General features: G+C 71.7%; 12 protein-coding genes and 1 tRNA gene. 3 read left to right on the top strand and 10 right to left on the bottom strand.

Features of this window, described 5'->3' with window-relative positions:
• Window positions 1–39: 39 nt before the first annotated feature.
• From EYA84_RS04575 to EYA84_RS04585, 3 genes are read right to left on the bottom strand one after another with little or no spacing between them, the layout of a single operon-like run.
• Window positions 40–753: a response regulator transcription factor gene (locus EYA84_RS04575; protein ID WP_131051743.1), complete on the bottom strand. Its 714-nt coding sequence runs from the start codon at window positions 751–753 to the stop codon at window positions 40–42.
• Entirely contained in the window at window positions 726–1,853 is a 1,128-nt protein-coding gene (locus EYA84_RS04580; protein WP_236145591.1) for a hypothetical protein, read from the bottom strand. The genes EYA84_RS04575 and EYA84_RS04580 overlap by 28 nt, the downstream gene beginning before the upstream one ends.
• Window positions 1,854–1,905: 52 nt before the next feature.
• Window positions 1,906–3,084, bottom strand: a complete 1,179-nt coding sequence (locus tag EYA84_RS04585; protein ID WP_131051745.1) for a sensor histidine kinase — start codon at window positions 3,082–3,084, stop codon at window positions 1,906–1,908.
• Between the two features lie 319 nt (window positions 3,085–3,403).
• On the opposite strand from EYA84_RS04585, the gene EYA84_RS33320 reads away from it, so the two are divergent.
• Together EYA84_RS33320 and EYA84_RS04595 are read left to right on the top strand one after the other, a co-directional pair.
• Window positions 3,404–4,909 (top strand): PQQ-dependent sugar dehydrogenase, encoded by a 1,506-nt coding sequence (locus EYA84_RS33320; protein WP_131051746.1) that lies wholly within the window; start codon window positions 3,404–3,406, stop codon window positions 4,907–4,909.
• Window positions 4,910–5,433: 524 nt separating this feature from the next.
• The gene (locus EYA84_RS04595; RefSeq protein WP_201272288.1) at window positions 5,434–5,979 is read left to right on the top strand and encodes a dihydrofolate reductase family protein; all 546 of its coding nucleotides are present in this window, start codon (window positions 5,434–5,436) and stop codon (window positions 5,977–5,979) included.
• Here EYA84_RS04595 and EYA84_RS04600 read toward each other — a convergent pair.
• The 7 genes from EYA84_RS04600 to EYA84_RS04630 form a co-directional block, all read right to left on the bottom strand.
• The gene (locus EYA84_RS04600; protein WP_131051747.1) at window positions 5,911–6,699 is read right to left on the bottom strand and encodes a helix-turn-helix domain-containing protein; all 789 of its coding nucleotides are present in this window, start codon (window positions 6,697–6,699) and stop codon (window positions 5,911–5,913) included. The genes EYA84_RS04595 and EYA84_RS04600 overlap by 69 nt on opposite strands.
• 24 nt (window positions 6,700–6,723) lie before the next feature.
• Window positions 6,724–7,191 (bottom strand): MarR family winged helix-turn-helix transcriptional regulator, encoded by a 468-nt coding sequence (locus tag EYA84_RS04605; protein WP_131051748.1) that lies wholly within the window; start codon window positions 7,189–7,191, stop codon window positions 6,724–6,726.
• 74 nt (window positions 7,192–7,265) lie between these two features.
• Entirely contained in the window at window positions 7,266–8,762 is a 1,497-nt protein-coding gene (locus tag EYA84_RS04610) for an alpha/beta hydrolase (RefSeq protein ID WP_161594904.1), read from the bottom strand.
• Between the two features lie 292 nt (window positions 8,763–9,054).
• A tRNA-Arg gene (locus tag EYA84_RS04615) sits at window positions 9,055–9,127 on the bottom strand.
• Between the two features lie 169 nt (window positions 9,128–9,296).
• Window positions 9,297–10,316, bottom strand: a complete 1,020-nt coding sequence (locus tag EYA84_RS04620) for an alpha/beta hydrolase (RefSeq protein ID WP_131051750.1) — start codon at window positions 10,314–10,316, stop codon at window positions 9,297–9,299.
• A gap of 82 nt (window positions 10,317–10,398) precedes the next feature.
• Window positions 10,399–10,605, bottom strand: coding sequence for a hypothetical protein (locus EYA84_RS32375; RefSeq protein ID WP_161594905.1), 207 nt, complete (start codon window positions 10,603–10,605; stop codon window positions 10,399–10,401).
• Window positions 10,606–10,665: 60 nt separating this feature from the next.
• Window positions 10,666–11,091 carry an HPF/RaiA family ribosome-associated protein gene (locus EYA84_RS04630; protein WP_131051752.1) on the bottom strand — a complete coding sequence of 142 codons (426 nt, stop codon included), beginning with the start codon at window positions 11,089–11,091 and terminating at the stop codon, window positions 10,666–10,668.
• A 334-nt stretch (window positions 11,092–11,425) separates the two neighbouring features.
• On the opposite strand from EYA84_RS04630, the gene EYA84_RS33330 reads away from it, so the two are divergent.
• Window positions 11,426–12,207 (top strand): single-stranded DNA-binding protein (locus tag EYA84_RS33330; RefSeq protein WP_236145590.1); only part of this gene is annotated, 782 nt, incomplete at its 3' end.

The following is a 12,207-nucleotide window of genomic DNA, read 5'->3' on the forward strand; positions in this document are numbered from 1 at the left end:
GAGCCTCGCCCAATCCGACACTCCCTGTCATGACGCCCGTTAGGGGGTCGGCCAATCGGTCGACGCGTGCGACCGATAGATGCCTATTTCCTCTGGTCGGACTAGTCCGTCCTCGATCGCCCGGGCGAGCAGTGCCGCCTTGGTGGCCGCCGGCCGTCCGGCCCGGGTGTACTTGATCCGCGCCCGGTCGACGTACTGCTTGACGGTGTGTTCGCTGATCCGCATCCGGCGGGCCACCGACGCCTTGGACATCGACTGGAACCAGAGCAGCAGCGCCTCGCGCTCCTTGTCGGAGAGGACCGGCCGGTCCGGTCGGGGGTCACCGACCATCGCGCCCGCCAACGACGGGGCGACGTACGGACGGTCGCTCGCCGCGTCCAGCACCGTCGCCACGCAGTGCTCCCGCCCCTCGTGCTTGGCGAGGAAGGCCACCGCCCCGGCATCGAGCGCGGCGAGCATGGTGCGCGGATCGGAGTGTTCGGAGTAGACCACCACCCGCCGGCCCGAGGCGCAGAGCTCGGCGAGCTTGTCCAGCACCAGCCGGCCGTGCAGGCGCAGGTCCAGCAGCACCACGTCGGCCTCGGGCGCGGCGCGCAGCACCTCGTCGGGGTCGTCGCCGGTGGCGAGTACGGTCAGTCGCGGCTCGGTGGCCAGCCAGGCGCGTACCCCGTCGATGACCACCGGATGATCGTCCACAATGGCCACTCCGACGGGGCGGTGTGGCGTCAACGGCGCCACCGCGTCTGCGTCCATCTGATCTCCCCGTCCCGTTCGTGTACCTGTTCGACCTGCGCGTCACCGTCCTCCGGCGGCGGCCCGGTGGCCTCCGGGCCGCCCCGGTCCGGTGTGACCAGGCTGACCACCACCTCGTCGGGGCCGGCGACGACTGTCATCCGGGCCCACTCCCGTGCCTCGGCGAGGACGGCGATGAGCGGATCGGTCAGGCTCCGGCGGACCTGCACCGGCAACGGTGGCGGTGCACCAATTGTGACCAGGTCGATGGGCAGACCGTTGCGCTCCGCCAGGTCGGCTGCGGCACGAAGCTCGTGCAGGAGCGGATGCGGCACGTCGTCGGACTCGGCGATCAACCGACGCAACTGTCCGGCCGCGCGTACGCAGCGGCGCTGCACCTCCGGGTCGGCCGGATCGGCCCGGCCCTGCGCCAGCTCGGTCAACACCTCGCTGGCCGCCGCGCTGGCCAGCGCCAGCCGCTCCCGTCGCTCCCGTCGGGCGTGCTCGGCGGCCTCCCGTTCGGCCACCATCGCGTTCGTGGTCGCGACGGTGGCGGCCCGCTCGCGGGAGAGCAGCGACAGGGCCACCGCGCCGACGAAGACCGCCGCCGGCAGCGAGGAGGTGCCGTACAACGCCATCGTGGAACGGGCCAGGTCCGCCGCCCCGGTCGCGCCGTACATCGCGACGGCGGACATCGCGATCGCCGCGTGCGCCACCAGCAGGGCGAGCAGCCAGCGCACCCGCTGCCCCCAGAGCACCACCAGGAAGAACCAGGCGAGCGTGCCCCAGACCCAGTTGGCGGGACTGAACAGGTGCATCCGGCCGACCGCCGCGAAGACCACCACGTCGACCGCCAGCAGCAGCCCGGCCATCGGCGCCGCCGGCAGCGGGCGGTCGTGCAGCAGGCGTACGCCGGCGGTCACCCCGGCCGCCGTCACCAGCAGCCAGCCGCCGAGCACCACCTGCGGCACCGCCAGCTCGGACCGGGAGGACAGCACCGCCGGCAGCCCGATCGCCAGGTGCCAGACCAGCGCGATGGTCACCGCGACGACCCGGGCACCCCGGTCGGAGATCCGCGCCACCGCAGCCGCCGCCCGGCCGGCGTCGGCACCGTCGACCATCCCGGGGGTACGCGCCGCAGGCCGCACCACCGCCCCGGGTGCCGTCCCCGCCTCAGCCGACATCCGACCACTCCAACCGGATCCGGGTGCCGTGACCGGGGGCGGAGTCCACCTCGGCCCGCCCGCCGATCGTGGCCATCCGGCCGTGGATCGACTCGCGCAGGCCGTACCGGTGCGCCGGGACGGTGCTGGGGTCGAAACCGGGACCGTCGTCGACCACCTCGACCGCGACGGTGCCGGTGATGCGCCGCAGCCGCACGGTGGTGGCGGCGCCGGGCGCGTGCCGGAGCACGTTGGTCAGCGCCGCGTGGGTGCTCTCCGCGAGCGCCTCGGCGACCGGCGCCGGTGCCGGGCACGGCGGCAGGTCGGCGTTGACCGGCAGTCCGGGCAGCCGGGCGAACACCGCCCGCAGCCGTTCGTCCACCCGGGCCGTGCCGCCCGCCGGCACCGACCGGGCGTCCGCCAGGGCGGCGAGGGTACGCAGATCGGTGGCGCACCGGTCGCGCAGGGCCGGCGACGGGCCGGGTACGGCACCCTGTCCGACCATGGTCAGCGTCGCCAGGACGGTGTCGTGCAGGTCGCGGTTCTGCTGCCGTTCCGACTCCCGCGAGGTACGTGCGAGCAGCGCCTCCCGGGTGGCCTTCTGGCTCGTCACGAACTCGGCGTCGGCGCGGAGCATCCGGCGACGCATCACCGCGGTCATCATGGCGGTGCAGGCGATCTGTGCCAGCAGCGTCACCGAGTGGGCGCCGGCCTCGACGGGGTCCGCGGCCGCGTACGCGCCGACGGCGTAGCTCGCGGTGACCAGTAGACCGGCGGTGATCGACCAGCGCGCCGGAGCGGTCGCCTGGGCGTTGATGACCGTGGTGCTGGCCAGCACCGCGATCCAGCTCGCCTCGCCGGGCAGCACCTCCGGGGCGACCAGGACCGGCATCGCCAGGCACGCGAGGGTGGTCAGGGCCACGTCCCCGGTGACCATGGCCGCACCGATGCCGTGTCGGAAGGCACGCAGCGAATACCAGACGGCCCAGGCGGTCAACACCGTCACGGCCGGGATCAACAACTCGACCCGGACCGGAGGGGTACGGACGGAGAGCGCCACCACCGCGACGAAAAGGCCGCAGGACAGTCGCAGCAATGCCGGTAACCGGGTGAAGATCAGCGTGAACGCACCGGTGGCGGGGCGCTGCACCGAAGTGGGTGGCGCGGTCGAAGCGGTGTGGACCGACATCGGGGGAGGGCGTCCTTTGCGACAATCGACCCGATCCGGGTCCGCGCTGCGGAGATCGACGCCGGAGAATAGCACGTGTCGGCGTTCTCGGTGACCGAGCGTGTCGAGGCTGTTGCTGCTGTGCGGGCGGCCGTCGCCGTCGTCTGGCGACCCGGTCTGGATCACCTGTGTTTCCTACCGTAGTCGATGCGAGTCCGAGACAGAAATATGAATTCTCCCCACCTTTTCCTGCTCCGTGGCTGTTTCTTCGGGGCGTGATCCCGCGCGTCAGGAATTCGCGCATGTTACATTGATAAACATCTCTATTTCGGGAGGTGGCATGAAAATCCGACTCAGGGTCGGGGCCGTACTCACCGCCGGGCTGGTCGCCGGTGCCGTCGGTGTCGGTGGTCTCGCCGGCGCGGTACCCGCCGTCGAACGCCCGTCCGCCGGCACCGCCGCAGCCCCCGGGCTGCTCGCCGTCGGCGACTTCGACTTCACCCGCCCGGAAACGGTCGCCACCGGGCTCCAGGTGCCATGGGGCATGGACTTCCTGCCCGACGGCAGCGCCCTGGTCGCCCAACGTCCCACCGGCCAGGTGGTCCGGGTCCGTCCCGGCCAGCAGCCCGTACCCGTCGTCACGATCTCCGGAGTGGCCGCGACCAGCGAGGGTGGCCTGCTCGGTCTCGCCGTCTCGCCGACCTACGCGCAGGACGGCTGGATCTACGTCTACTTCACCACCGCGACCGACAACCGCATCTCCCGGTTCCGGCTCACCGCCGTGCAGGACCAGCAACCGATCCTCACCGGACTGACCCGTGCGTCGATCCACAACGGAGGCCGGATCGCCTTCGGACCGGACGGCATGCTCTATGTCGGAGTGGGTGACGCCGGACAGACCGCGACTGCCCAGAACCCACAGAGCCGCAACGGCAAGATCCTGCGCATCCGACCCGACGGCACCGTCCCGCCGGACAACCCGACGGCCGGCTCACCCGTCTACAGCCTCGGCCACCGCCACGTGCAGGGTCTAGCCTGGGACGCCCAAGGCCGACTATATGCCAGCGAGTTCGGTCAGAACACCTGGGACGAGCTCAACCTGATCGTCGCGGGCGGCAACTACGGCTGGCCCACTGTCGAGGGCCGCGCCAACGACCCCCGGTTCCGCGACCCCCTGCTCGTCTGGACGCCGGCCGAGGCGTCCCCGAGCGGCGTCACCATCGCCGGGAACCGCCTCTTCGTGGCCGGCCTACGCGGCACCCGGCTCTGGAACGTGCCGCTGAACGGCTCCGGTGGCGTCGGCACCCCCACCGCCGAACTGCTGGGCACCTACGGACGCCTGCGCACCGTCGAGTACGGCCCCGACGGCTGGCTCTGGGTCACCACCAGCAACCGTGACGGCCGGGGCACCCCGGCGTCCACCGACGACCGGGTGCTGCGCTTCCCGCCCCGCGACGGCACCACGCCCCCGCCGACCACGCCCCCTCCCACGACGCCGCCACCCACGACGCCCCCGCCGACGACCGGCCCGGCTGCCTGCGCGGTGAGCTGGACGGCCAACCAGTGGAGCAACGGCTTCACCGCCGACGTGCGCGTCACCAACAGTGGGTCCGCCCTGACCAGTTGGACGCTGACCTGGACGTTCGCCGGCAACCAGCAGGTCACCAACGCCTGGAACGCCCAGGTCACCCAGTCCGGCCGGACCGTCACCGCGCGCAACGTGTCCTGGAACGGCAGCCTGCCGACCAACGGCACGGCCACCTTCGGCCTCCAGGCCACCTACTCCGGCACCAACGACCGTCCCGGCGACTTCCGCCTCAACGGCACGTCCTGCCAGCTGAGCTGATTGCCGTCGGCAGCACGTTGCGCCGGCTCAGCTGATTCCCGCCCGCGTCCCCGGGCGACCGGCGCCACGGCGCCGACCCGGGCAGCCCACCCGTCGAGGGTGGGCTGCCCGGGACCATCCCCCATCCGGGTCACTTCACGGATACTGCTGCCTCAGGCGCGCGCGGAGACAGCAATATCGCTGAAGTTGCGCGGATCGTGCCCCGTCCGGGCGCAAGCATCCCGCCCACACGCCGACCCCCGCCGACCCCCGCCGACCTCCGCGTTGATCAAGGAGTTTGGTCACGGAGGGGCAGGTCTGAGCGTGCGAACTCCTTGGTCATCTCCGGTGGGCCCGGGTCGTCGGGTGGGTGTCGGTGAGTGGGGGGTGAGTCGGGGGTGTCGGTTTCGTACAAGACCGGTGGGGGCGGGGGCGATAGCGTCACCCGTGTGGCGCGGGGTGTGGGACCTTCGGGCCGAGGTGCAGGTGTGACGAGGACCGAAGCGGAGACAGTGGTGACGCGCGAACTGGTGTGGACCGGATTCATGTCGATCGACGGGATCGTCGACTCGCCCGGCGGTACGGTCGAAGGGCACCCCGCTGGGGGATGGGTGTTCCGGACCGAGTTCGACCCCGAGGCGTACTCGCTGAAGGGTGAGGAACTCGCCGAGACCAGCGCGTTGATGTTCGGACGCCGCAGCTACGAGGCGTTCGCACCGATCTGGCCGCAGTCCGAGGACCACGTGGCCTACCGGGATCTGCCGAAGTACGTGGTGTCCTCGACGCTCGGGGAGGACGCGCTGGTCGGTGACTGGGGTGATCAGCACGTTCTGCGGTCGACGGACGACGTGGCCGCGCTCAAGGAGACCGAGGGTGGGGCGATCTTCGTACACGGCAGCGCGGAACTCGCGCGGAGCCTGGCCGAGGCCGGGCTGGTCGACCGGTACCACCTGCTGGTCTTTCCGGTGTTGCTCGGTGACGGCAAGAGCGTGTTCCCCCGGCGCGAGCAGCGGGAGCAGCGGCTAGCGCTGCGCGACTCCGCCGCCTACGGCAACGGCGTGCTCAAGGCCGTCTACGACGTCGTCCGCTAACGCCGTGAGCGCGGCGTCGTCGGCTGGCGCCGGGAGCGCGATCGCGCCGCCGGCGCCGCTGCGGAGTTGACCGGCGGTACGCCCCACGTACCGTCGCAACGCCCGCGCGAGGTGCGGCTCGTCGTAGTAGCCGAGCCAGTGCACGACGGTGCTGACCTGGACGCCCGCCGACAGCAGCTCCGCGGCGGCCCGGACGCGTCCGATCTGCGCGACGGTGCCCCGGGTGAGGCCGGTGGCGGCCCGGAAGCGGCGCTCCACGGTGCGGCTCGCGGTGGCCACCGGACTGCCGTCCAGTGTCGCCTGCACCAGCGGGTCGCGCACCAGCACGCCGGCGCGGACGAGCCTCGCCACCAGGGCCTCGGCGTCGTCGTCGACACGCGGGGTGTGCCAGCGCCCGCCGTCGAGCCAGAACCGCCCGGAGGTGGTGTCGGGCAGCTCGATCCCCGAGTTCAGCAGCGTCGACGTGGGTGCCGCCCGCAGTACGGTGCCGACGGCGAACTGGACGCCGACGAACCGGGCTTCCTGCGGTACGGGTGCCGAGTCGGTGCGGTCCTCCGGGCCGACGACAGCGGCGAACGGCGTACCCCTGGACTCCCAGAACACGAGCCCCCAGGTCTCGCTGGCGACGGACGTCATCTGCGAGACCTGGGTGCTGTGACCGGTCCACACCGAGGAGATCCACGGTGAGTCCGAGGAACGCGACGTGTTCACCAGCCCCACGCCGGCAACACTACGACGTGGCTGTCAGTCCACCGCGCCGCCGGTGTTGCGGATCAACTGGCGGAGCACCTTGAGGGCCGCCACGTAGTCCGCGTCGTCGATGCCCTCCTGGATGCGGGCGCGGATCGACGGTGCGTGCTGCTGGAGGCTGACGCGCGCCTCCTCGCCCGCCCCGGTGATCCACAGCCGCCCGTCACCGTCCCGGGTCAGCCACCCGCGCTCCTGCAACACCGTCGCCTCGGCGTCCAGGTCGTCCTCGGGCCGCAGGTACGAACTCATCGCCTGTTCGAGTTCGGGCACCGTCATGCCGCTGCCGTCCGGCCGCAGGTCGTGCGCGGAGAGGTTGCGCAGCAGCCAGAACTGGGGCTGCGTGAAGCCGAGTTCGACGTGCCGGGCACGGGTGAACGTGATCAGGGACTGGTACGCGACACCCGTCCAGTAGGCGGCGGGTTGCGCGGCGAGTTCGGCGTCGGAGAGCTGTTCCGTCGTCATGGGTCTTCCTCCGAGTGGCGAACGGTTGGAGGAGGAACGTAGAACCTCACGTCCGATTCAGGTCAAGACGCCGGTCACTGCGCCACGGCCGGGCAGCGGGCACCCTTCTTCGGCGTCTTGACGTGGATCAGGTACCGCGTGGTGGCGTCGCCGACGCAGTCGCTGCCGAACGAGTAGACGCCGTGCCCCGCACCCTCGTAGGTCAGCAGGGTTGCACCCGACTGGCGCGCCACGTTCCGGGCCCACTCGTGCGGCGTGACCGGGTCGTACCGGCTGTTGAGCACCAGCACCGGCGGCACGCCCTTCCACCGCAGCGGCGCCTGCGGGTTGCGGACCTCGGTCGGCCAGCCCAGGCAGGCCATCGTCGAGCCCCACGCCTGGAGGTTGAGCTTCATCTCCGGTGCCACCCGGGCCAGTCGTTCCTGGTACGCCCGCAACTGGTCGACGTCGCGCACCGGCAACCTCCAGTCCTGGCAGAAGATGGCGAGGCTCGGATCCTCGACGGGCTCCTGCTCCGTCGTCGCCGTCCGCGCCGTGGTGGGGCGGGCGGCGTCCGTCGTGGGGCCGGGCTCGCCCGCCGACAGGCCCGCCAGCCGCTCCGACAACTGCGTCCAGTACGGGCCGAGGAACGTCCACTGGATGTCCTCCAGCAGATCGGTCGGGCTCATCGTCCGCGAGCTGCCCGGGTCGACCAGCTCACCGCGTTCGGCCTTGGCGTACAGCTCCCGGAAGACCGTGCGGGCGTCCTGGCCGTGCAGCGCACACTCGGTCGAGGTGCGGCACCACTCGACGTACCTGTCGAAGCTGTCCTGCGTCGCCTTCGTCTCGCTGCGCAGGAAGTCCCACGTGGTAGCCGCGCTGTGGTCCATCGTGCTGTCGAGCACCATCGCCCGCACCCGCTGCGGGAACAGCGTGGCGTACTGCTGTCCCATCATGGTGGCGTACGAGTTGCCGTAGAAGGTCAGCTTCTTCTCGCCGAGCGCGGCCCGGATCGCGTCCATGTCACGGGCGACGGTCCGGCTGTCGAGGAAGTCGACGTGCGGGCCGCTGTGCTCCCGGCAGCTCTCGCCGTACGCGCGGGTCCAGGCGCGCAGGCCGTCGAACTCCTCGGCGGTGGTGGGGAACAGTTTCGGCTCCGGGCCCTCCGGCACCTGACACCGGATCGGGTCGCTGCCGCCCACACCCCGAGGATCGAAGCCGACCACGTCGAAGCGGCGGCGGACCTCGTCACTGAAGCTGCCGCCGATGCCGCCGAGGATGGCGTCCTGCACCCCCGATGCACCCGGTCCGCCGGGGTTGGTGAGGATCGTGCCGATCCGGGCGGTCGGGTCCGTGGCGGTCCGGCGGGCCAGCGCGACGTCGATCGTCGGGCCGTCCGGATCGGACCAGTCGACGGGTACGGTCACGCTGCCGCACTCCGCCTCCGGCTCGTCGGCACACGGCTCCCACGCGATGCCCGTACCGGCGGCGGGTGCCTCGGTCCGTGGGTTCGCCTGGGCGGGTGTGATGCCGAGCGCCACCACGGTCGCCAGCGCGGCGGCCGCCGTACCGGTCAGCGTCTGTCGTCTCACGTCACAGCCTCCGTCTCTCGCGGCCCTCCCGTGCCCACCGGAGTCCGACGGTGTCCGGGCCGCTATACACACAGGCTATACACACAGTGTCTAATCCGCGATTCGAGATCACGCCGGATCCGGGATCGAGTGGTTTCGGAGCGCGACGATAGCCACTTGATCCCGGATCGAGCGCGATCTTGTGGTGGATGCGAGAGCAAAGAGCGCGCGAGGCGGTTCCGATGTCCGCCATCGCCGCGATCCGGGTGTCGACTCGACTCGGCGACTAGCCGCTGAGCAGTGCGAACAGAGGTGCGCCCGGCAGGATTCGAACCTGCGGCCTTGGGATTAGAAGTCCCCTGCTCTATCCGCTGAGCTACGGGCGCGCTGTGGTATCGCGCGAGAAGGGTACCGCCGCACCGGCCCGGCGCGACGGAACGGGTGCCCGGTCAGCGTCGCACGCGCCATGGACCCCGCGCACCTGCGAATCCACGGCGTCGGCAGACCCGGGCGGACCCGGGGCCAGGCGAGACGGCGGCCCAGGCGGCCGATGGATCAGGGGGTGGCGTGCGAGGTGGACTCGCTGTCGGCCGGGCGGCGTGGGGCTGGTGGGGGAGGGGGCGTCGGTCCGGCGTCGAGGAAGGCGTCCGCCCAGCGGCCTACCTCGGTGAGGACCTTGTCGCGTACGGCGGGGCCGGACAACGTCAGGTCGTGCAGGCCGCCGTCGAAGCGGGCGAGCGTGACGTGCTGGCCGAGGCGGGGAGCCCAGCGGACCATGTGTTCGACGTCGAGGACGGCGTCGGCGAGGGTCGCCGAATCGTGCCACTTGGCGCCCCGGAACGAGCGGGTCGAGCAGGCCAGTAGCACCGGCACCGGGATGTCCAGTCCGGCGCGCAGGCGGCGTTGGCCGGTGCGGACGGCGTTGAGCCAGCCGGCCCGGACGGGGAATCCGGCGAGCGGCTTCCAGGCCAGGTCGTACGTCCATTCGCCGCGATGGTCGGCGTGCAGGCTCTCGCCGTACACGGTGCCGAGGCCGAAGGGAAGCACGCGGTGAGGTGCCCGACGGCCCAGGCGCGCGACGGCGGCCGCGAGGGGGCGACGCACGACCCAGGGGGCGTTGAGGTCGAAGAAGGGGCTGTTCAGGAAGATGCCGTCGACCAGCCCGGTGTCGCGGCGGGCGTCCGCCCAGAGCGAGACGATCAGCCCGCCGGTGGAGTGGCCCATGGCCAGCAGTGTGTCGTGTTCGTCCTCGGTGCGGATGATCTGGGCGGCGGCGTCCAGTTCGGGGAAGTAGTCGGCGAGGTCGCGGCAGAAGTTGGCGGTCTGGTGGGGGAGCAGGCTGCGGCCGTACTTGCGCAGGTCGAGTGCGTAGAAGTCCCAGCCCCGGGCGGCGAAGTAGTCGGCCACGTGGGTCTGGAAGAAGTAGTCGACGAAGCCGTGCACGTAGAGCACCGCGCGCCCGGTGGGTCGCTCGGCCCGGCGGCGGACCAGGGTCGCGACCACCGGTCCCTCGTCGTCGCGGCCAAGGTCGATGGTGTGCCGCTCGTAGGGCGGTCCCAGCACGTCGGGTTCCACTGGACCGACGGTACGCCGGGAAGCTACCGCACGGTAGTAGCCCCCGCCCAGCGTGGGACGGGGGCTACGACCGTGCGGCGGGTCAGTCGCCGTGGGCGTCCCGGTCGGTCGGTTCGTGCGAGGTCGAGGCCCGCCCACGATCCGGCCCGTACGGCGAGACCTGGTCCACCGGGACCGTCCGGTGCTCCTGCTTGGTCGCGGAGCCACCCCCCGGGATCGGTCCGTCGCTGTCCTGGACCAGCCGGGTCTCGCCGCTGCGGCGCATCTCCGGTTGCTGCACGTTGGGCATGCCGTTCACCTCTCCCTGGTCAGCGCCGCCGACCGGACGGGTGTCCGGACGGCGACACGGTCACCTCTCGTCGGTCTTCGTCCCGGCGGCGGCCAGTTCCTCGGCCAGCTCGTCGACCGGGGTCGGCTCGCCGGGCGGGGGCGTGACCCGCAGGTGCTTGTTGTTGCGCGGCTCCTGACGGGTCTTGGAGTCGTTGAGCTTGCGGCGCAGGTCGTCACGGGCGTCGTTGAGCGCCGCGCGCAGGTCCTCCTCGGAGGAGGTCGTGACGATCTTCTGTCGGCCGGCGATCCAGCACTCCAGCGTGACCCGCTGGCCCTTGGCCTCCCGGTCCTTGACCGAGAGTTCGAGTTCGGTGGAGTCGGCGTGGAAACCGGCCAGACGGGCGTCGAGCGTGGCGAACTGGACCACGATCCAGTCCCGGTCGGCCTGCGAGAATCCGGCGCCCATTCGCAGGCACTTGTCGACGGTGGCCGGGTTCTCGCTCATCGCCGCACCTGACCAGGGACGCGGGCGGAACAAGCGATGGTCATCATCATGATCGCTGACCTTTCGTTCGACGTCGCAGGTGCGGTTGGCGATTTCCTACCCAGGCGGACCGGTCCGGAACCTGACGGTTTCCTGTGCGATCCGATCGTCCGCCGCCGGGCCCGCGCCGGGCAGGGGCGGTCGGCCTAGCACATCGGGACCTTGATCAGGCGTTCGTCCACAGGCCGCCAGGTTGTCCACAGGTACGACCGGAGGGGCTGCTCGGGTGGGCCGCGTGGCGCGAGGCTGGGCGGCGAGTCGGTACCAGCCGACCCGGATCTCCGCTGGAGGAACGATGTTCGATACCTACGTGACGGTCGTCGGGAACGTGCTCACCGCCCCCGAATGGCGTCGCACCACGCAGAGCAACACGCTGGTGGCCAACTTCAAGGTCGCCTCCACCGCCCGCCGCCTCGACCGGGACAGCGGGCGCTGGGTGGACGGCAACAGCCTGCGCGTACGCGTCAACTGCTGGCGGAAGCTCGCCGAGGGAGTGGCCTCGTCGGTGATGGTCGGGGACCCGGTGGTGGTCTGCGGTCGCCTCTACACCCGCGACTGGACCGACGACGCCGGCAACCACCGCACCCTCTACGAGTTGGAGGCGGTGGCGGTGGGGCACGACCTGTCCCGGGGACGCGGGCGCTTCCTGCGCAACAAGCCGAACCTGGCGACCAGCACCGTCTCCGACGCCGAGACCGAGCAGCGGGTGCACGGCGAACTGACCGAGGCCGTGTCGGACGACGACGCGCCCGCACTGCCCGAGGACGGGCCGCTGGACGACGACTTCGAGCTGTCCGAGTACGTCCCGGCGGGCACCGGCTACCCGCAGCACCTGGGCGGGACCGACCCCTTCGACGACCTGCCCGGCACGGGCGACCTCCGGAGCACGGGCGGCCTCGCGGGCGATCCCCCGAGCACGGGCGACTTCTCGGCCACGGGCGAGATCCCGGGCACGGGTGACGGCACGCCGGGTGGGTCCGAGTCGGGCGAGCGGGGCGACGACGTCGAGGATTCGACGACGGCCTCGGCGGACGCTCCGGTGGAGGCCGGCAGCGGGGCGGCGGCGACCGGGCGGGG

It is taken from the genome of Verrucosispora sp. SN26_14.1 (assembly GCF_004307965.1).
Taxonomy (GTDB): domain Bacteria; phylum Actinomycetota; class Actinomycetes; order Mycobacteriales; family Micromonosporaceae; genus Micromonospora.